Source organism: Streptomyces sp. GDS52 (genome assembly GCF_052246875.1).
Taxonomy (GTDB): domain Bacteria; phylum Actinomycetota; class Actinomycetes; order Streptomycetales; family Streptomycetaceae; genus Streptomyces; species Streptomyces cathayae.
On record NZ_CM125966.1, the window covers coordinates 2,326,624 to 2,345,992 of the forward strand.

A 19,369-nucleotide genomic window follows, 5' to 3' on the forward strand; every position below is an offset into this window, starting at 1 on the left:
CCGGAAAGAACCGGTGGCCCTACCAGCCGAGGAATCCCGTGAGTGACACCCCATTCGGATTCGGCCTTCCGCCGGAGGAGCCGGACGACGGCGACGAGGGCAAGAAGAAGGACCCGCAGAGCGGTGGCGGTCAGGACCCGGCCAACCCGTTCGGTTTCGGCATGCCCGGGGCCGGCGGCTTCGGCGGCCCAGGCGGTCCCGGCGCCGATAATCCGTTCGCCGCGATGTTCGGTTCCCTGAACCCCAACGACCTGGGCGCCGCGTTCCAGCAGCTCGGACAGATGCTCTCCTACGAGGGCGGTCCGGTGAACTGGGACATGGCCAAGCAGATCGCCCGCCAGACGGTCTCCCAGGGCACTTCGGACGGCACGAAGGACGCCAGCGTCGGCCCCGCCGAGCGCAGGGCCGTCGACGACGCCGTCCGGCTGGCCGACCTGTGGCTGGACGACGCCACCTCGCTGCCGTCCGGTGCGGCCTCCTCGGTGGCGTGGAGCCGTGCGGAGTGGGTCGAGGCGACCCTGCCGGCGTGGCGGGAGCTCGTCGACCCGGTCGCCGAGCGCGTCGGGGTCGCCATGGGCGACGTGCTGCCGGAGGAGATGCAGGCCATGGCGGGCCCGCTGATCGGCATGATGCGCTCGATGGGCGGCGCCATGTTCGGCACGCAGATCGGCCAGGCCGTCGGCGTGCTGGCCGGTGAGGTTGTCGGCTCCTCCGACATCGGCCTGCCGCTCGGCCCGGCCGGCAAGGCCGCGCTGCTGCCGGTGAACATCGCGGCGTTCGGCAAGGACCTGGGCGTCCCGCAGGAGGAGGTGCGGCTGTATCTCGCCCTGCGCGAGGCCGCCCACCAGCGCCTGTTCACTCACGTGCCGTGGCTGCGCTCGCACCTGTTCGGCGCGGTCGACGGCTACGCGCGCGGCATCAAGGTCGACACCGCCAAGCTGGAGGACGTCGTCGGCCAGTTCGACCCGCAGAACCCGGAGCAGCTGCAGGAGGCTCTCCAGCAGGGCATGTTCCAGCCGGAGGACACCCCTCAGCAGAAGGCCGCCCTGGCCCGTCTCGAGACGGCGCTGGCCCTCGTCGAGGGCTGGGTGGACGCCGTGGTGCACGCGGCGGCGAAGCCCCGGCTGTCGTCCGCGGACGCGCTGCGCGAGACGCTGCGCCGCCGGCGCGCCTCGGGCGGCCCCGCGGAGCAGACGTTCGCCACGCTGATCGGTCTGGAGCTGCGCCCGCGCCGGCTGCGCGACGCCTCGCGCCTGTGGGCCTCGCTCACCGACGCGCGCGGGGTCGACGGCCGGGACGCCCTGTGGGCCCACCCGGACATGCTGCCGACGGCCACCGACCTGGACGATCCGGACGGTTTCGTGCACCGCGAGCAGATCGATTTCTCCGAGCTGGACAAGATGCTCGGCGAGGCGGCCGGCAAGTCCGACCTGAGGAAGAAGGACGAGGACAGGAGCGGTGGCCCGGACGAGGGCACCGGCAAGGACAAGGGTGACGGCACCGAGTGAGCCTGTACGACGACACGGTTCTCGTACTCAAGGGGTACGAGAACCAGCCGGAACTCCGCCGGACCTACCTCGACCACCTCACCGCGCACCAGGACGGCATGTGGAAGGCCTGCGACGCCGGCCACATCACCGCGAGCGCCCTGGTCGTCGATCCGGAGCGCGGCCGGGTGCTGCTGACCCTGCACCGGAAGCTGCGGATGTGGCTGCAGATGGGCGGTCACTGTGAGCCGGGTGACACTTCGCTCGCGGCTGCGGCCCTGCGGGAGGCCACCGAGGAGTCGGGCATCACGGGGCTGACCCTCCTGAGGGGCGGACCGGTGCGTCTGGACCGGCATGCGATCCCGCCGCCCTGCCACTGGCACTTCGACGTCCAGTACGCGGCCGTGGCCTCCCCTCACGCCGCACACGCCATCAGCGACGAGTCGCTCGACCTGCGCTGGTTCCCGTACGACGAGGTGGCGGGTGTGGCCGACGCGTCGGTCGTCCGTCTGCTGGAAGCGACCCGGACGAGACTGGGCGTCTGACGCACGCGTGAGGGGCGCCCCCCGTGACGGGCCGCCCCTCATCACCTCTGTTCCGGCCGAAGGCTCAGCTCCAGACGTTGCCCTGGTTCTGTCCACGGGCGCCCTGCTGGCCCATTCCGTACTGCGCGGCGAGGCCGGAGCCGATCTGGGCGTTCTGCGGCGGCAGCAGCTCGCTGGGCTGGACGAGTACGAAGCCGCTGCCCATGAAGCTGAGCTCCCAGCCCTCACCGGTGCTGCCGCGGCGCCGCCACACCCCGGAGGAGTGGGTCTGGGCCTGCATCTGCACGCGCAGCCCCGTGGACCAGGCGACGATCGCGTCGGCGTCGCAGTTGACGTACGTGTCCGGCGTCACCTGCATCAGCAGCGGCATGCCGGAGGTCATCAGCGCGACCTTGCCCTGGCCGGTGATGTTGAGCTGGTACTTCCCGGAGCCGGAGATGCCGTACAGGCTGTCGACGGCGATGACCTCGTGGTGCAGTGAGGAGTCCGTCGCGAGCACATAGCTGCTGTCGACGGTCAGCCCCCCATGGTCCACGTCCATGAGATGGATGTGCTGGGCGAGGTTGGCGAGGTAGACCGTGCCCTGCCCGTGGCAGCGCATCAGGTCCAGTCCCTCACCGGTGCGCGCACGGTTGAGTGCCTGACCGTGGCTCTGGTACTCGGCGTCGAACTCGACGAGTCCCTGGTAGGCGATCATGCTGCCCTTGCGGGCGAGGATGTCGTCGTGACCCTCCAGGGCGACCCGGAGCATCTGCTTGTTCTGCAGGCTCCAGCGTTCCTGGGTCTGCTGGTCGTTGTGGGCGAAAAGCGGGCTCTGCATGGTGTGGTTGCTCCCCCTCAGCCCCGGACCCGGAGACGGTCGGTGCTGTCCTCACTGGGCTGGACGACGACGATGCCCTGGCCGGAGAACGCCATCTGGTAGGCCTCGCCGCTGCCGCGGCCGATCAGCGACTGTGCCCGGAAGCTGCGCTTGCCCTTCACCTTGAGGTTCGGGGACCAGGCGACCAGAGCGTCCGGGTCGACGTACGTCTCGTCCTCGCCACCGCCGCAGTCGACGACGATCGGCTTGCCCCGGGAGGTCAGCGCGACCCAGCCCTGCCCGGAGATCCTGGTGTTCCACAGGCCCTGCCCGGCAAATTTCGCCAGGCCCTTCACCCGCTCCACGCCCCACGACAGATGGGCGTCGAAGGCGAGCAGATTGGTGGCGTTGACGGAGATGCCGTCGCCGTTGAGGTTGATCACGACGACGTTCGCACCGTAGTCGGCGAGGTAGAGCAGGCCGTCGCCGGAGCACTTCATCAGCGGCGCGCCCTCCCCGGTCATCCAGTCCCGCGCGATCTGGCGCACGGCCGACGGGTTCGGCTCGTACTGGACGAACCCCTCGTAGGCGACCATGGACCCCACGCGCGCGAAGAGGTCGTTCCCGGTCTGCAGGGCGACCTTCAGCATGTGGTCGCCGTGGTTCTCCATGCGCGCGGTGACGGGGGCGGGGGCGTAGCCCGCGAGTGGCTGGTTCATGACGGGCTCCCTCAGATCTCGTACGGCTGGACGACGATGAAGTTGCCGGGTGCTCCCCGGAACTGGAGGTTGACGCTCTCCCCGGTGTCGCCGGGGTAGGAGTTGCGGCGCATTCGCACCTGGCTGGAGACGATCACCTGGGAGGCGGCCGACCAGGCGACCACGGCGTTGCAGTCGGCGAACGTGGTGGGCGTCACCGGCAGCACCACGGGCACGCCGTGCGTCTTCACGACGATGGTGCCGGTCCCCTGGAACTGCATCGTGAACAGCGCGCCACCGGGAATGCCGTGCCCCTCGACGCGGCGGACCTCGTACTGGAGGCCTTCGTCGAAGGCGAGGACGTTCTCGGCGGAGACGCACACGGCGTCGCCCTGGAGCTCGATCGGGTGCAGCATCGTGGCGTCCTCGGCGAAGAACACCTGGCCCTGGCCCGTGCAGCGCATCAGCTGCATCTCCTGGCCGGTCGCGTTGCCCACGATCCGGCCGGTGAAGCCGGCGCCCTTGTAGTTGAAGTCGACCTTGCCCTGGTAGAGGACCATGCTGCCCTGTCGGGCCAGCACGGGCTGACCGCCGATGCCGAGGTCGACGCGGACGAGCTTCTGGTTCTGCTGGGTCCAGCGCTGCCCGGTGGGCGTCTCCTTGAACATCTGGAGCGCACCGAGCACACCCGGGGCCTGCGGTGCACCCTGGGGTGCGCTCGGGGGAGCGCCCTGCGGAGTCCCGTAGGGGGCCGGCGGGCCGGGCACCTGACCCGGCATCTGTGCGGGCGGCGGCTGGCCGTAGCCGGGTGGGGGTGTCGGCCCGCCGTAACCGGGCGGCGGGGCGGGTGCCTGTGGTGCCTGCGGCTGCGCGCCGTAGCCGGGGGGCGGCGGGGCGCTCGGAGCCGGCGGGCCGGGGGGCGGTGGCTGCTGGCCGGGCCGGCCGAAGGGCGCGGGCGCCGGAGCCGGAGGCGGCACCGGGGAGCCCCCGGGCGGAGTGTTCAGGGGCGCGACGATCGTCTGCGCGGCGTGCACCGACGGCGCCGGGGGCGGGGGCGGAGTGGCGCCGGGGGGAGGGGCGAAACCCTGTGCCGCGGGCTGAGGGGCCGGCGCGGGGGCGGGAGTCGGCACGGCGGTGCCGGGGACGGCGAACGCGGGCGGCGCGAAGCCAGGAGCGGCGCCGCTCGCCTGCGGCTGCTGCGGGGCGGCGGGCTCCTCCTCCGCCACCTCACCTCCGAAGTTCTTCAGCAGCGCTTCGAGCCCACCGTCGAAGCCCTGACCGACGGCGGCGAACCGCCACACGTCCTTGAGGTAGAAGTCACCCAGCATCACCGCCCGCTCGGTGGAGAACTCGGAGCCGTCGAAGGGGTAACGGGCCACTTCCTCGCCGCCCGCGACGATGCGGATGTATCCGGGACCGATCTGGGACATCTGCCCGGCGCCGTCGATCGTCGCCGTGAAGGACAGCTTCTTGATCTGCTGCGGGATCCGGTCCAGCGTCACCCGGAAGGATTCCGTGTCGCCGGCCTGCGCACCCAGGAGCTGGAGGGACTCCTCGGGGGACTTCGGCTGGTTGAAGAAGACGAAGTACCGGTCGTCCGAGAGCCGTTCGTCCGCGTCGAGACCGAAGCAGCTGATGTCGAAGGTGAGCCCGGGGCCGGAGATCTGCACGCCTACGTACAGATCCGTGCCAGCGGTGAGATCACTGATCCTGGCCTTGTGGCCGCGTTGGAATTCCCTGGCCATGCGTACGACCGTCCCCCATCCCGAATGTGAGTGCGTCGCGCCAGGCTAACGGCAAATCCGGACAACCGACGATGTCGGTACAGACCCGGTACACAACACGCGCGTGCCCCTACGGTGCGCTCACTGCGGACGGCGTTCCCTCGTCGCGGGTGCCGGGCGGATGCGGCAGCCGCTCGGCCGCGACCACGCCTTCGAGGTAGCCCCGGGCCCGTTCCGTCTTCGGATACGCCTCCAGCAGACGCCAGAAACGGGGTCCGTGACCGGGCACCAGCAGATGCGCCAGCTCGTGGCAGAGGACGTAGTCGACGACGTACTCGGGCATGCCCTGCAGCCGGTGCGACAGGCGGATGCTGCCCTCGGACGGCGTGCACGAGCCCCAGCGCGTGTTCTGGTTGGTCACCCACCGCACGGAGCGGGGCAGGGCCCGCCCGTCGAAGTACTGGGCCGACAACCGCTCGGCCCGCTCGGTCAGTTCGGTGTGCCCGAGTGTCCGCCTGCTCTCCTGGGCGGCCAGCTTGTCGAGCATGACGTTCACCCAGCGCTGTTCCTCCGCCTCGGACATCCGGGCGGGAATGAGCACGACGGTGCGATCACCCTCGCGGTACGCGGACACCGTTCTGCGTCGGCGGGAACTCCGGCGGACCTCGATCGCGCTCGCCCGTGAGCCGTTCGTCGACTGGCTCGTCGTGCTGCGCTGTGGTGGGGCGGCGCGGTGCGGTGGGTCGGCGGGCACGCCCCGACGTTACCCGCTGTCCCCGGGGAAGTCCCGGTTCCAGGACGCTTCGATGTCGATCCCCTCACCATGCGCAGGATTTATAGGATCATTCCTCACCCCTGTGGACAACTTTCCGCACACTTCCCCGAAGCGGTGCATGCTGGCACTCGTCGACCGCCCCACGAGCGGGTCGACGGCACTGAACTTCAGCGGCACTACGGCACTACGGCAGCGATCAAGGGCATACGGGGGACCTGGCATGCATCCGATGGTGAAACCCGCGCTCCGGCGCGGATGGCGCGACCTCAACACCGTGCAGTTCGGGATGACACCCGCGCACGCGTTGACCCTGGGGCCGGTGGACACGGCGACGGGCAGTTTCCTCGACCTGCTCAACGGCACCCGCGGACTCGCCCACCTGCGGGAGGAAGGCCGGCGCATGGATCTGCCCGACGGTCATGTCGACCGGCTCGTGACCAGACTGTCGCGGGCCGGGCTCCTGGACGACTCCCGGGGCGGCGGTCCGGCCGCCGATGCCCTGCGCGAGAAGCGGGAGGTCCTCGACCGGCTGCGCCCCGACCTGGCCTCGCTGACCCTGACCACCTCCGCACCGGGCGACGCGCTCGGGCGACTCGCCGCGCGCCGCGGCGCGCGGGTGCAGGTGAGGGGAGCCGGCCGGGTGGGCGCGATGCTGGCGGCGCTGCTGGCGGCAGCCGGCGTGGGTGAGGTCGACGTGCGTGACATCGGGCGGGTCGAGCCCTGGGACGTCGCACCGGGCGGCCTGCCCGCCGAAGCCGTCGGCGACCGCAGGGACGAGGCGGCCCGCCGCGCCGTGCGCCGCGCCGCACCGGACCGACCGCGGCGCCGTACCGCCCGGTCGCCGTTCGTGGGTGGCGATCCCGGGTTCTCCCTGGTGATCCTCGCTCCCCGGGACGATGTCGCCGTGCACGCACCCGACCCGTCGGGGACCGAGCCCCTGGTGGCCTCCGGAACACCCCACCTCTACGCGGGAGTGGCGGAGGGAACCGGTGTCGTCGGACCGCTCGTCCTGCCCGGTGAGACGGCCTGCGCGGGCTGCCTCCAGGGCAACAGGACCGACCGGGACCCGGCCTGGCCCCGTATGGTCGCCCAGTGGCGCTCCGGACGGCAGCGCCAGGTGGGAGCCTGCGACATGGCTCTGGCCGCGACCGTGGCCGGACTGGCCGGTGCCCATGCGTTGGCTCACCTGGACGGCCATGTTCCGTCCAGCGCCGGCACCCGTTGGGAGGCATCCCTCCCGGGCCTGCACTGGCATGCACGGCCGGTCCGGGCGCGTCCCGGCTGCCCGTGCGGAGCGGCGGAGGGGGACGCGGTGAAAGGCATGTCGGAACACACCTCCGAGTACGGCCGGGCGCACGAGACAATGGCCTCGCAAGGGCCGTCGAAGGAGTCGTGCCGTATGGCGGACGCGGAGCGGCCGGCAGGGACTTGGAGGGCGCATGTCTGATCTTCCCCGGAAGGCGGTCACCCGGACCGCCAAGCTGGCCGCGCTCCCGCTCGGCTTCGCCGGGCGGGCGACCTGGGGGCTCGGCAAGCGGATCGTGGGCGAGTCCGCGGAGATCGTCGGCCGGGAGTTGCAGCAGCGCACCGCGGAACAGCTGTTCAAGGTGCTCGGCGAGCTCAAGGGCGGCGCGATGAAGTTCGGCCAGGCCCTGTCGGTGTTCGAGTCGGCCCTGCCGGAGGAGATCGCCGGGCCCTACCGCACGGCGCTGACGAAGCTTCAGGAGGCGGCCCCGCCCATGCCGACCCGTACCGTGCACACGGTGCTGGAGGAACGGCTCGGCGAGGACTGGCGCGACCTGTTCCTCGAGTTCGAGGACAAGCCGGCTGCCGCGGCCTCGATCGGCCAGGTGCACCGGGGAGTGTGGCACGACGGCCGCGAGGTGGCGGTCAAGGTCCAGTACCCGGGCGCAGGCGAGGCCCTGCTGTCCGACCTGAACCAGCTGAGCCGGTTCGCCCGCCTGCTCGGCCCGCTCATCCCCGGCATGGACGTCAAACCGCTGATCACCGAGCTGAAGGACCGGGTCTCGGAGGAACTGGACTACGCCCTGGAGGCCCGGTCTCAGCAGGCCCACGCCGAGGAGTTCACGGACGACCCCGACGTCGTCGTACCGGCGGTGGTCCACCAGGGCGAACAGGTGCTGGTCACCGAGTGGATGGACGGCGTCCCCCTGTCGGAGATCATTTCGGACGGCACGGAAGCGCAGCGCGACCGAGCCGGTCAGCTCCTGGCCCGTTTCCTGTTCTCCGGACCGGCCCGCACCGGGCTGCTGCACGCCGATCCTCATCCGGGCAACTTCCGTCTGCTGCCCGGCGGTCCGGACGGCGAGGACGACTGGCGTCTGGGCGTACTGGACTTCGGCACGGTCGACCGTCTCCCGGGCGGGCTGCCCCACCCCATCGGCGAGGCCCTGCGGATGGCAGTGGACGGCGAGGCGGAGTCCGTCTACCGGATGCTGTGCGCGGAGGGGTTCGTCAGGGAGACCATCGAGCTGGATCCCGACGCGGTCCTCGAGTACCTCCTGCCGATCATCGAGCCGGCGCGGGTCGAGGCGTTCACCTTCACCCGTGGCTGGATGCGCGGCCAGGCCACACGCATCGGCGATCCCCGCTCCCCGGCCTACCAACTGGCCAAGCAGCTCAACCTCCCTCCGGCGTACCTGCTGATACACCGGGTGACCCTGAGCACGATCGGTGTGCTGTGCCAGTTGGGCGGGACGGTACGGCTCCGCGACGAACTGCAGGAGTGGCTGCCGGGGTTCCTCCCGGAGGAACCGGAGCCGGAGGAACCGGAGCTGGGCGCGGAGAGCACTGAGAACACGGCGGACGCGGAGGCGGCGGACGCGGACGGCGCGGGGGCCTCGGCAGAAGAGAAGTCGGCGGAGGAGAAGTCGGCGGCTCAGGCGTGAGACGCGCGGGCCGCGACCGTCGTCGCGGCCCGCTCGGTGCAACGCACCACGGGGGCCGGTCCGTTCGGCACGGACCGGCCCCCGTGGTGGAGAAGGACCGCCGGGTCGGCCGGATCGGAAGAACGGGCCGGCCCGGAGAATCGCTACTGCACGGCTACTGCATGACGGCCATGGCGAGCGCGCGGCGGGCGCGCCGGGAGGCACGCTCGGCGCGGCGCTGCATCCGCTGAGCGGTCACCAGGCGTACAGCCTGGCGCTCCCGCTCGGCCTCGTGCAGCCGCTCGTGCATATGCGCACGGGCCAGGGCTTCTGGGATGAGTTGCATCTCACGGGTCCTGTTCTGGCGCGAGTCGTTCGCGCCGCTGGTGGTGAAGTCTTCGGTCGCGGAGCCTGCGGGCTCGTCGGCGGTCGGCATCATCGGGGCCTGCTTCTGCGGGTCGTGCGTGAGGGGATGGTCGATCGTTCCTGGGGTGTTCATGCCGTGACCGGGTTCTTGCGCGGCCGGCCACGCGGCCGCTTCCGGGCGACGACGACGCCCTGGACGAACAGCTCCCCGCCCCAGACGCCCCACGGCTCACGCCGCTCCTTGGCACCGGCGAGGCAGGCCTCCATCAGCGGGCAGGTACGGCAGAGGGACTTGGCGTACTCCACGTCCGCCGGCGACTCGGCGAAGAAGACCTCCGGGTCGTAGGAACGGCACGGGACGGGCACGCCGAGGTTCTCGATGGCGTCGTCGAGCGCGGTGAGCGCGGTGAGCGGAGTCAAGGTCGGGTCCTCCGTGGAGCCAGGCTTGGGGATCGTTTCGGAAGGCGGTACGGACGGGGCGTGCGCTTCGAGTTGCACGGTTCGTCTTCCTCGTCTGTTCGTTCCGGCCGGTGGGCCGGGTGTCGGCTGGTACCGGGTTCTTGTCCTGTCCCGAGGCGCTTCGGTCCGTCGTCCCCGTTCGGGGACAAACAGAAGGGCCGCGGATCCCGGATGGGGTTCCGCGGCCCTGAAGGCGCCGGCCTGATCGCATCAGGCTGGATGACTCCAGGGTTCTGGCCCACGGAAGGCCCACATCAGGTGGTGCTGTGTCGTCTGCTTCCGGAATCCGGCACCGGCCGCCGCAAAGGCATAGGTCTGCACCTGTGCCTCTACCGCTTCCAGTGCCTTGATCGGTCGCTCATTGCGCTCACGGAGGGAAAGACCCGCGGGAGCAGCAAAGGACGCCGGACCTGCGGCAGGGATGCCGGACAGACCAGTGCCCTGATGCGAGGCGCCGAGCATGCACAGGGAGACGGCCGAGCGATCGGTCGTTTTGACGACGGAGCTGGTGTTGATGCTGATCACAGGACTCGCCTCCTCTCGGCGTATCAGGGGACCGGGGTCTACCGGTCCGGCGAATATGCAAGTACAACACGGATCCAGGGCCTGTGAGAAGGCCGCCGTTCCCGTGCCTAAGAACCTATGGGGCTTCCCCGGGCATGCGCAAACTATTTTCCCGACGAGTTGGAATCAGTCCTGATCCTTGCCATGCGCCCCGTCCCCGCCTGCGCATATGGCCAGTACGTCGGTTCCGTAGCGCCCCAGCTTGCGCATCCCCACCCCGGGGATGCGGGCGAGCCCCGCCGCGTCCTCGGGGACCGCCTCGGCGATGGCCATCAGCGTCTTGTCCGTGAAGACGCAGAAGGCCGGCTGTCCGCTGCGCCGCGCCTGCTCGCCGCGCCAGTCGTGCAGCCGCTCGTAGAGGCCCTCGTCCATGTCCGAGGGGCAGTCCTCACAGCGCATCAGCTTCATCTCGCCCGCGTCCGTCAGGGTGCGGCCGCAGACCCGGCACCGGGCAGGGCTGCGCTGCCCGCGTCGGGGGCCCGACGCCGCAAAGGGGGAGGCCGCCGCTCCGGACACACCACGCTCCACACCTCCCACTCCTCCCGCACCGCCCCGGCCGACCGCGGCCGCCGAGCCGGAACGCAACCCGTCGAGGAAGCGGCTGGCCCGGCGATTCGCCCTCCCGCCGGGCGAACGGGAGAGTGCCCAGGAGACATGGAGACGCTCACGCGCCCGGGTGACACCGACATAAAGGAGCCGACGCTCCTCCTCGATCTGCTCGTCGGTCTTTGCGTAGGTGATCGGCATCATCCCCTCGGCGACACCGACCAGGAAGACGACGTCCCACTCGAGGCCCTTGGCCGAGTGCAGCGAGGCGAGCGTGACGCCCTCCACGGTCGGCGCGTGCTGGGCGCCGGCCCGCTCGTCGAGCTCGGCGACGAGGTCGGCGAGGGTCGCACCCGGCCTGGCGGCGGCGAAGTCCTGGGCGAGGTTCACCAGAGCCGCCAACGACTCCCAGCGCTCCCGCACCGCACCCGAGCCCGCCGGCGGCTGGGCCGTCCAGCCCTGGCCGGACAGCACGGCACGCACCTGGGAGGGCAGGTCGACGACGTCGTCGAGGAGACTGTCGTTACCGCCGAAACGGGCCGCCCCACGCAGGGCGACGCCCGCCTTGCGCACCTCCGGGCGGTCGAAGAAACGCTCGGCACCACGCAGCTGGTACGGCACCGAGGCGTCCGCGAGGGCCTGCTCGTAGGTCTCGGACTGGGAGTTCGTGCGGAACAGCACGGCGATCCCGCTGGCCCGGACACCCGCGTCGATCAGTTCGCGGATCCGGCGCGCGGCGCCCTCGGCCTCAGCGGGTTCGTCGGGGTACTCGGTGAAGACCGGCTCGGGCCCCGGGCCGCGCTGGGAGACCAGTTCCAGCCGGTGGTCGGCGGCCCGGCCACGCGCCTGGGCGAGCAGACCGTTGGCGAGGTGGACGACCTGGGGGGTGGAGCGGTAGTCACGGACCAGCTTCACGACGGTGGCACCGGGATGCCTGGTGCGGAAGTCGAGCAGGTGGTCGGGCGTTGCGCCCGTGAACGAGTAGATCGTCTGGCTGGCGTCACCGACCACGCACAGGTTCTCCCGGTCGCCGAGCCAGAGCTCCAGCAGCCGCTGCTGGAGCGGACTGACGTCCTGGTACTCGTCGACGACGAAGTGCTGGTACTGGGCGCGGACCTGTTCGGCGATGTCCCGCCGGTCCTGCAGGACGGCCACGGTGAGCAGCAGCACGTCCTCGAAGTCGATGACCCCGCGCTCCCGCTTGAGGTCCTCGTAGGCGGCGTAGAGCTGCGCGATCTCGGCGGGGTCGCGGGGCGCCTCACGCGCGGCCTTGGCCGCGGCGGGCGGGTAGTCGGCGGGAACGGTCTGGGTGACCTTGGACCACTCGATCTCGGCGGTGACGTCCCGCAGCTCGCCCCGGTCGAGGCGGATGCGGCAGGCCGCGGCCGCGTCGGCGACGAGCTGGACCTTCCGGTCGACCAGCCGGGGCAGGGAGCCACCGACCGCTTTCGGCCAGAAGTACTGGAGCTGGCGGAGCGCCGCCGAGTGGAAGGTGCGGGCCTGGACCCCGGCGGCGCCGAGCTGGCGCAGCCGGCCGCGCATCTCCCCGGCGGCGCGGTTGGTGAAGGTGACGGCGAGCACGCTGGAGGGATGGAGGATGCCGGCGCGCACCCCGTAGGCGATCCGGTGGGTGATCGCCCTGGTCTTGCCGGTACCGGCGCCCGCCAGCACACACACCGGGCCGTGCAGGGCGGTGGCCACCTCGCGCTGCTCGGGGTCGAGCCCTTCGAGCACCGCGTCGGCCGAGTCCGGTACCCGCGGGAAGAGAGGGGAGGGCGTTGCTGCTGTCACACCGCCATGCTGCCAGGTCGCCGGAGGCGGATGAGCCGGGTTGTCCACAGGCAGCACCTCGCGGTCGTACTGATACGACGGGCTGATACGTCGGAGATCACACCAGGAGGACCGGGCGGGCCGGGACGGACGCGGGGCGGGCCCCGCCGCAGGGGAATGCCTGCGCTTTCAAGTACGTTCCTCTCACATCGAGGACTTCCCCCGAGCAGCCGAAGGAGCACGAGAGACATGCCGGGCACTGTGACGATGTACAGCACCACGTGGTGCGGTTACTGCCGCCGCCTGAAGGGCCAGATGGACCGCGAGGGCATCGCGTACACCGAGATCAACATCGAGCAGGACCCGGACTCCGCGGCCTTCGTGGAGAAGGCGAACGGGGGAAATCAGACAGTCCCGACCGTGCTCTTCCCGGACGGCTCGACGCTCACCAATCCGTCGTTGGCGCAGGTGAAGCAGAAGGTCGGCGGCTGAGCGAGCGGCTCGCTGGAAGCGGGGCGGGCGTCCCCGGTCGAGGGACGCCCGCCCCGCTTCCGTGTGTCAGAAGGCGCTGCGGGTCGGAAGGGGCTTGCCGTACCAGCGCTCGATCAGACGGGCCGCGATCGAGATGCCGTAGGGCGGGAGCACCTCGCCGGACTCGAAGGCGGCGCCCAGTTCCTCCCGGGAGAACCAGCGGGCCTCGTGGATCTCGTCGCCGTCGACGGTGATGTCGGTCGAGGTGGCACGGGCGAAGAAGCCCAGCATGAGGCTGGAGGGGAACGGCCAGGGCTGGCTGGCGATGTACTCGACCTCGCCGACGCTGATGCCGACCTCCTCGTGGACCTCGCGGCGCACCGACTGCTCGATGGCCTCGCCCGGCTCGACGAATCCGGCGAGGGTCGAGAAGCGGCCCTCGGGCCAGTGGACCTGGCGGCCGAGCAGGATGCGGTCCTGCCGGTCGACGACGGCCATGATCACGGCGGGGTCGGTGCGCGGATAGTGCTCGGCGCCGCAGGCGGGGCAGCGGCGGATGTGGCCGGCCGCGGCGATGACGGTGCGCTCGCCACAGCGGGAGCAGAAGCGGTGCAGGCGCTGCCAGTTCTCCAGGGCGACCGCGTGCACCATCAGGCCCGCGTCGCGTGAGGACAGGAACAGGCCCGCCTCGCGCAGTCCGGCCGGGCGGGCGGAGTCGTCCATGCGGCCGGGCAGGACGTCCTTCTGGAGGGCGAAGTAGCTGACGCCGTCCTCGTCGGTGCCGAGGAAGTAGCGGTGTGCCTCGGTGAGCGGCGCCTCGAAGGAGGGTGTCATGACGAGTTCGGTGCTGCCGTCCGCCGTCTCGTCGATGAGGACCTGGCCGCCGGAGACCACGAAGCAGCGCGTCGAGGGGTGGCTCCAGGCTGCCGCGAGCCATGCTTCGTCGAGCCGGTGGTGGGCGGCGCGGTTGATGCCGCTCGGGGCGGTGAGCGAGACGGGGCGATCGGCGATGTGGTCGGTCCTGGTGGTCACGGGTGCTTCCAACTCCCCCGGTGAAACGGATTGGGTCGGCGGTTGGTTCGGCTGGACGTACGGCGGGAGGCGACCGGGTCCGGCGGCACGCCCGGCGACGGGGGTGCTTCCAGTGTGCCCCGTCGCGGGCGCCCGGGGCCGGACGGCCCCGGGCGTTCAGGGCACGGGCCGCCAGTGCTCGGCGAGGTCGCTCCAGAGGTGTGCGGTGGTCTCGGCGCCTTTGAGGAGGAGGTCCAGTTCGACCTTCTCGTCGGGTGCGTGCCATCCGTCGGACGGAATGGAGATGCCGAGGAAGAGCACCGGTGCGCCGAGCACGTCCTGGAGGTCGGCGGCCGGTCCGGAGCCGCCCTCGCGGGTGAAGCGGACGGGTGTGCCGAAGGCGCGGCCCATGGCGCGGGCCACGGACTCGAGGGCGGGGTGGTCGAGCGGGGTCAGGCACGGGCGGGTGGCGGGGCGGAAGGTGATCTCGCAGCGGATGCCCTCGGGGATCTGCCCCGCCGTCCAGTCGCGGACGGCTTTCTCGATGTGGTCGGGGTCCTGGCCGGCGACCAGCCGGAAGGAGAGTTTGACCGTCGCCGAGGAGGGGATGATCGTCTTGCTGCCGGGGCCCTGGTAACCGCCGCCGATGCCGTTGACCTCGGCGGTGGGGCGGGCCCAGATGCGTTCCAGGGTGCTGAATCCGCTCTCGCCGTGGGTGCCGTGCGACCTGGCGGTGCGCAGCCACTGCTGTTCGTCGAAGGGGAGCTCGGCGAAGAGCTCGCGTTCGCGGTCGGTGAGTTCGACGACGCCGTCGTAGAAGCCGGGGATCGCCACGCGCGCGTGTTCGTCGTGCAGGGCGGCGACCAGGCGGGCGACGGCGGTGGCCGGGTTGGGTACCGCGCCGCCGAAGGAGCCGGAGTGGATGTCCTGGTCCGGGCCGTACAGCCGGATCTCGCACTCGGCGAGACCGCGCATGCCGGTGCACACGGTGGGGGTGTCCGCGGACCACATGCCGGTGTCGGAGACGATCACCGCGTCGGCGGCGAGCCGGTCGGCGTGCTGCTCGACGAGTGCCCGGAAGTGGGGTGAGCCGGATTCCTCCTCGCCCTCGATCAGCAGCTTCAGGTGCACGGCGGGGGTGGTGCGGCCGGTGGTGGCGAGGTGGGTCCGCACACCGAGGGTGTGGAAGAACACCTGGCCCTTGTCGTCGGCGGCCCCGCGCGCGTAGAGGCGGTTGTCCCGTACGACGGGTTCGAAGGGCTCGCTGTGCCAGCCGTCCTCGCGGGCGGCGGGCTGCACGTCGTGGTGGCCGTAGACCAGCACGGTGGGTGCCCCGGGGTCGGCCGAGGGCCATTCGGCGTAGACGGCGGGGGCGCCCGGGGTGGGCCAGACCTCGGCGGTCGGGAAGCCGGTCTCGGTGAGTTTGGCGGCGAGCCAGTCGGCGCTGCGGCGCACGTCGGGTGCGTGGTCGGGCTGGGCCGACACCGAAGGGATGCGCAGCCACTCGACGAGGTCGTCGAGGAAGGCGGCGCGGTGCTGCTCGATGTACGTACGGACGGCGCTGACGGCACTGTCAACGGGCTGGCTCATGGTCTCGAGCCTATCGGCCCGCGGAGGTGTCCTCGGAGTGCGGTATCTCACCGGACGGTTCCTCCAGCAGCAGCCGCTCCAGCGCCTCGCGGTCCGGCAGCGCGTCGGGGCGTACGACCTCGCCGGTGCGTACGTACAGGAAGGCGGCGGTGACCGACCCCAGGGGGACGCCCTGCTGCTCGGCCCAGGCGATCCGGTAGACGGCGAGCTGGAGGGGGTCGGCGGTGCGGTTGCGGTGGGTCTTCCAGTCGACGATCTCGTACGTCGTCCCGTCGCCGGCGTCTCCCTCCCCTCCGGCGGCCTTCTCTCCGGTGGCCTGCCGGTAGACGGCGTCGATGCGGCCGCGTACGACGCGGCCGGCGATCGCCAGCTGGAAGGGAGCCTCCACGCGGTAGGGCGTGCGGCGGGCGTACTCGGTGCGTTCGAAGGCGTCCTTGAGGGCCGCGAGGTCGTGTTCGTCGGCGATCTCGGCTTCGCTGCCGGGAAGCTCGTCGGGTTCGAGCATGGGCAGTGTCAGTTCTTCGAAGCGGCTCTCGACCCAGGCGTGGAAGCGGGTGCCGCGGCGCGCGGCGGGTTGCGGCGGTCGGGGCATGGGGCGGACCAGTTCCTGGGCGAAGCCGTCCGGGTCGGCGGCCAGGCGCAGCAGCTGGGACGTGGTCAGCGACGCGGGCAGCAGGACCTCGGTGACGCTGTCGCGGGCGCGCAGCAGTTCGCCGGTGAGGGCGTCGAGGTCGCGGTCCCAGGAGGCGACGGTGCGGGCTTCCTCGGGGGTGAGCCGGGGTGGGGCGGGCTCCGGAGGGGGCGCCTGGTGCGGGATCCGGAGCGGGACGACGGGCCGGCCGCCGTCCGGACGGCCGTCGTCGGGACGGCCGTCGTCGGGACCGCCGTCGTCGGGACCGCCGTCGGTGGTGGGGCGGTCGGTGGTGGGGCGGTCGGTGGTCCAGGAGTCCCAGTCGCCGGAGTCGTCGTCCGTGAAGGGGTCGCCCTCCTCGGGCGGGAGGTGCTCGTCGTCCGGCGGCGGGGGCCAGTCCGGATCGGCGTACGTGCCGGGAGCGTGGACGGCCGTGGGGTGGCCGTCCGGGTCGCCGGCGAGGCTTTCCAGGTGGGCCAGGACGGTCTCGGCGGCGGCGCGGCGGCGGGCGAGGGCGTCCTCGTCCAGCGGGAGGGGCCACGCCTGGTCCTGGGCGGCCCGGTGCAGGGCGGGGTTCTCCTCGCCCTCGGCGGGCGCGTCCGCCCAGGCCTCGATCTCGCCGTGTCCGGCGGCGCAGTGGTCGTGGAGGGCCTGCAGGAAGGCGGACGGCCCGCGCGGTTTCTTCTGCGAGGGCCCCCACCAGTGGCCGGAGCCGAGCAGCAGCGAGCGGGGGCGGGTGAAGGTGACGTAGCCGAGGCGGAGCTCCTCGGTGTGCTGGTGCTCCTTCATGGCGTCGTGGAAGGCCTTCAGGCCCCTGGAGTCCCAGGACCCGACATCGGGCAGGGTGTCGGCGTCGCCGCGCAGTCCGTGGGGCAGCACCTTGCCCTGTGCGGTCCACTTCTCGCGCCCCTGGCCGCTGGGGAACGTACCGGTGACCAGTCCGGGGACGGCCACCACGTCCCACTCCAGGCCCTTGGACTTGTGGGCGGTGAGGACCTTGACGGTGTTCTCGCCACCCGGCAGCGCGTTGTCGAGGCCCTTCTCGTACTGGGCGGCGGTGCGCAGGAAGCCGAGGAAGGCGAGCAGGGTCGCCTCGCCGTCCCCGGCGGCGAAGGAGGCGGCGACGTCGAGGAAGTTGGACAGGGTCTCGCGGCGGCGGGCGGCGAGGGCGTGCGGGGACGCCGACAGTTCGATCTCCAGACCGGTGACGGCGAGGACGCGGTGCAGGACGTCCATCAGCGGGTCGGCCAGGGAGCGGCGCAGGTCGCGCAGTTCGGTGGCCAGCCGGGCGAACCGCACGCGCGCGTCCGGTGAGAAGGGCAGCCCGTCGTCGCCCGGCCCGTCCAGGGGTGTCTCCAGGAACGTGTCGAGGGCGTCGGCGAGTGAGATCACTTCGGCCGGGTCGACCCCTTCGACGGCTGCGGCGAGACGGCGGTCGGGGTCGTCCTCGCCGTCCACGCGCGCGTGGGTCACGAGCAGTCGCGCACGGCGGCCGAGCAGGGCGAGGTCGCGGGGTCCGATGCGCCAGCGCGGGCCGGTCAGCAGGCGGACCAGGGAGGCGTTGGCCCCGGGGTCCTGGAGGACCTCGCAGACGGCGACCAGGTCGGCGATCTCGGGCAGGTGCAGCAGCCCGGACAGGCCGACGACCTCCACGGGGACGTCCCGGGCGACGAGGGCGCCCTGGATCTGGGCGAAGTCGGTCGCCGTGCGGCACAGGACGGCGATCTCGCCGGGTGCCTTCCCGGTGCGTACGAGGTGGGCGATGGAGTCGGCGATCCAGTCGAGTTCCTCGGCATGGGTGTGCAGCAGGGCGCAGCGGACGGTGCCGTCGCGTTCGGCTCCCGGGGCCGGGCGGAGGGCTTCCACTCCGGCGTGCATGGCCCGCAGGGGGTCGGCGAGGCCGTTGGCGAGGTCCAGCAGGCGGCCGCCGCTGCGGCGGTTCTCACTGAGCGACTGACGGGTGGCGGGGCCGCCGTCGGCCCGGGCGAAGTGCTCGGGGAAGTCGTCGAGGTTGGCGACGGAGGCGCCGCGCCAGCCGTAGATCGCCTGGCAGGGGTCGCCGACGGCGGTCACCGGGTGGCCGGTGCCGCCGCCGAACAGGCCGGCCAGCAGGACGCGCTGGGCGACCGAGGTGTCCTGGTACTCGTCGAGGAGGACCACGCGGAACTCGTCGCGCAGGACGCGGCCCACGTCGGGGATCCGGGCGAGCCGGGCCGAGAGGGCGATCTGGTCGCCGAAGTCGAGCAGGTCGCGTTCGCGTTTGGCGGCCCGGTAGCGCAGGACGAGGTCGGCCAGTTCGCGCCGGGCGGCGGCCGCTTCGGGCACTTTGCGCAGGTCGGCGTTGGTGAGCCGGGTGTTCTCCAGGGTGCGCAGCAGTTCGGTGTCGTGGTCGCGCAGGTCCTCGGGCCGTACGAGGTGCTCGGAGAGTTCGCCGTCGAGGGTGAGGAGGTCGCCGACCAGGTCGGGGAAGGAGCGGGTCAGTGCCGGGTAGAGGCCGGGAGCCTCGCGCAGCACCCGCGCGGCGAGCTGGTAGCGGGTCGCGTCGGCGAGGAGGCGGGAGGTCGGTTCGAGGCCGAGGCGCAGCCCGTGGTCGGTCAGGAGGCGGCCCGCGAAGGCGTGGTAGGTGGAGATCACCGGTTCGCCCGGCGGGTTGTCCGGGTCGAGAGGGTCGGGGTCGGTCACGCCGGCCTTGACCAGTGCCTTGCGGACGCGTTCGGCGAGTTCGCCGGCGGCCTTGTTGGTGAAGGTGAGGCCGAGCACCTGCTCCGGGGCGACCTGGCCGGTGCCGACCAGCCACACCACGCGCGCCGCCATCACCGTCGTCTTGCCCGAGCCGGCTCCGGCCACGATCACCTGGGGGGCGGGCGGCGCGACGATGCAGGCCGTCTGCTCCGGGGTGAAGGGGATGCCGAGGAGTTCCTTGAGCTGATCGGGGTCGGTGAGAGGTGCGGGCACATCGCAGAGGCTAACGGTGATCGCTGACACCCGGGGCCGGACGGCGCTCCGGGGGCGGTGAACCGCGGGCCGGTGCGGGCGGCGCGCTGC

The 19,369-nt window shown here is 71.9% G+C and carries 16 protein-coding genes; 5 read left to right on the forward strand and 11 right to left on the reverse strand.

All coding sequences use genetic code 11. The annotated features are described in order from the left end of the window. Positions 1-38: 38 nt before the first annotated feature. Entirely contained in the window at positions 39-1,508 is a 1,470-nt protein-coding gene (locus ACTWJ9_RS10405) for a zinc-dependent metalloprotease (protein ID WP_279333953.1), read from the forward strand. Then, positions 1,505-2,032 (forward strand): NUDIX hydrolase, encoded by a 528-nt coding sequence (locus ACTWJ9_RS10410; protein WP_279333954.1) that lies wholly within the window; start codon positions 1,505-1,507, stop codon positions 2,030-2,032. Before ACTWJ9_RS10405 ends, ACTWJ9_RS10410 begins: the two co-directional genes overlap by 4 nt. A gap of 64 nt (positions 2,033-2,096) precedes the next feature. On the opposite strand, the gene ACTWJ9_RS10415 is transcribed toward ACTWJ9_RS10410, so the two are convergent. The 4 genes from ACTWJ9_RS10415 to ACTWJ9_RS10430 all read right to left on the reverse strand — a co-directional run bounded on the left by ACTWJ9_RS10415 (position 2,097) and on the right by ACTWJ9_RS10430 (position 6,007). After that, positions 2,097-2,852 (reverse strand): AIM24 family protein, encoded by a 756-nt coding sequence (locus tag ACTWJ9_RS10415; protein ID WP_279333955.1) that lies wholly within the window; start codon positions 2,850-2,852, stop codon positions 2,097-2,099. Positions 2,853-2,869: 17 nt separating this feature from the next. Next, positions 2,870-3,550, reverse strand: a complete 681-nt coding sequence (locus tag ACTWJ9_RS10420; RefSeq protein ID WP_279333956.1) for an AIM24 family protein — start codon at positions 3,548-3,550, stop codon at positions 2,870-2,872. Between the two features lie 11 nt (positions 3,551-3,561). Next, positions 3,562-5,274: a TerD family protein gene (locus ACTWJ9_RS10425; protein WP_279333957.1), complete on the reverse strand. Its 1,713-nt coding sequence runs from the start codon at positions 5,272-5,274 to the stop codon at positions 3,562-3,564. A gap of 109 nt (positions 5,275-5,383) precedes the next feature. Further along, a complete protein-coding gene (locus ACTWJ9_RS10430) occupies positions 5,384-6,007 on the reverse strand; it encodes a M48 metallopeptidase family protein (RefSeq protein ID WP_279333958.1) in 624 nt (207 codons plus the stop codon). Between the two features lie 241 nt (positions 6,008-6,248). Between ACTWJ9_RS10430 and ACTWJ9_RS10435 the strand changes: the two genes are divergently transcribed. Next, positions 6,249-7,475 (forward strand): ThiF family adenylyltransferase, encoded by a 1,227-nt coding sequence (locus ACTWJ9_RS10435; RefSeq protein ID WP_279333959.1) that lies wholly within the window; start codon positions 6,249-6,251, stop codon positions 7,473-7,475. Then, on the forward strand, positions 7,468-8,937 hold the full coding sequence (locus ACTWJ9_RS10440; protein ID WP_279333960.1) for an ABC1 kinase family protein: 1,470 nt from the start codon (positions 7,468-7,470) through the stop codon (positions 8,935-8,937). The genes ACTWJ9_RS10435 and ACTWJ9_RS10440 overlap by 8 nt, the downstream gene beginning before the upstream one ends. Positions 8,938-9,091: 154 nt before the next feature. Here the strand turns inward: ACTWJ9_RS10440 and ACTWJ9_RS10445 are convergent, their stop codons facing one another. From ACTWJ9_RS10445 to ACTWJ9_RS10460, 4 genes are all read right to left on the reverse strand, one after another. Next, on the reverse strand, positions 9,092-9,415 hold the full coding sequence (locus ACTWJ9_RS10445) for a hypothetical protein (RefSeq protein WP_279333961.1): 324 nt from the start codon (positions 9,413-9,415) through the stop codon (positions 9,092-9,094). Beyond that, entirely contained in the window at positions 9,412-9,780 is a 369-nt protein-coding gene (locus tag ACTWJ9_RS10450; protein ID WP_202277938.1) for a WhiB family transcriptional regulator, read from the reverse strand. The genes ACTWJ9_RS10445 and ACTWJ9_RS10450 overlap by 4 nt, the downstream gene beginning before the upstream one ends. Before the next feature lie 171 nt (positions 9,781-9,951). Then, the gene (locus ACTWJ9_RS10455; RefSeq protein ID WP_279333962.1) at positions 9,952-10,266 is read right to left on the reverse strand and encodes a hypothetical protein; all 315 of its coding nucleotides are present in this window, start codon (positions 10,264-10,266) and stop codon (positions 9,952-9,954) included. Between the two features lie 165 nt (positions 10,267-10,431). Continuing rightward, positions 10,432-12,642: an ATP-dependent DNA helicase UvrD2 gene (locus tag ACTWJ9_RS10460; protein WP_279333963.1), complete on the reverse strand. Its 2,211-nt coding sequence runs from the start codon at positions 12,640-12,642 to the stop codon at positions 10,432-10,434. A gap of 228 nt (positions 12,643-12,870) precedes the next feature. Here ACTWJ9_RS10460 and ACTWJ9_RS10465 point away from each other — a divergent pair, with 228 nt between their 5' ends. Then, positions 12,871-13,113, forward strand: a complete 243-nt coding sequence (locus ACTWJ9_RS10465; RefSeq protein ID WP_109376902.1) for a mycoredoxin — start codon at positions 12,871-12,873, stop codon at positions 13,111-13,113. 66 nt (positions 13,114-13,179) lie between these two features. On the opposite strand, the gene nudC is transcribed toward ACTWJ9_RS10465, so the two are convergent. From nudC to ACTWJ9_RS10480, 3 genes are all read right to left on the reverse strand, one after another. Then, a complete protein-coding gene (gene nudC / locus ACTWJ9_RS10470; RefSeq protein ID WP_279333964.1) occupies positions 13,180-14,124 on the reverse strand; it encodes an NAD(+) diphosphatase in 945 nt (314 codons plus the stop codon). A 156-nt stretch (positions 14,125-14,280) separates the two neighbouring features. Continuing rightward, a complete protein-coding gene (locus ACTWJ9_RS10475; protein ID WP_279333965.1) occupies positions 14,281-15,693 on the reverse strand; it encodes a dipeptidase in 1,413 nt (470 codons plus the stop codon). A gap of 10 nt (positions 15,694-15,703) precedes the next feature. Continuing rightward, a complete protein-coding gene (locus ACTWJ9_RS10480) occupies positions 15,704-19,279 on the reverse strand; it encodes a UvrD-helicase domain-containing protein (RefSeq protein WP_443295613.1) in 3,576 nt (1,191 codons plus the stop codon). Positions 19,280-19,369 lie beyond the last annotated feature (90 nt).

Coding starts and splice junctions, on each gene's coding strand:
- ACTWJ9_RS10445 (WP_279333961.1), bottom strand. CDS start 9,415: ATGAACACCCCAGGAACGATCGACCATCCCCTCACGCACGACCCGCAG.
- ACTWJ9_RS10475 (WP_279333965.1), bottom strand. CDS start 15,693: ATGAGCCAGCCCGTTGACAGTGCCGTCAGCGCCGTCCGTACGTACATC.
- ACTWJ9_RS10425 (WP_279333957.1), bottom strand. CDS start 5,274: ATGGCCAGGGAATTCCAACGCGGCCACAAGGCCAGGATCAGTGATCTC.
- ACTWJ9_RS10465 (WP_109376902.1), top strand. CDS start 12,871: ATGCCGGGCACTGTGACGATGTACAGCACCACGTGGTGCGGTTACTGC.
- ACTWJ9_RS10440 (WP_279333960.1), top strand. CDS start 7,468: ATGTCTGATCTTCCCCGGAAGGCGGTCACCCGGACCGCCAAGCTGGCC.
- ACTWJ9_RS10420 (WP_279333956.1), bottom strand. CDS start 3,550: ATGAACCAGCCACTCGCGGGCTACGCCCCCGCCCCCGTCACCGCGCGC.
- ACTWJ9_RS10415 (WP_279333955.1), bottom strand. CDS start 2,852: ATGCAGAGCCCGCTTTTCGCCCACAACGACCAGCAGACCCAGGAACGC.
- ACTWJ9_RS10435 (WP_279333959.1), top strand. CDS start 6,249: ATGCATCCGATGGTGAAACCCGCGCTCCGGCGCGGATGGCGCGACCTC.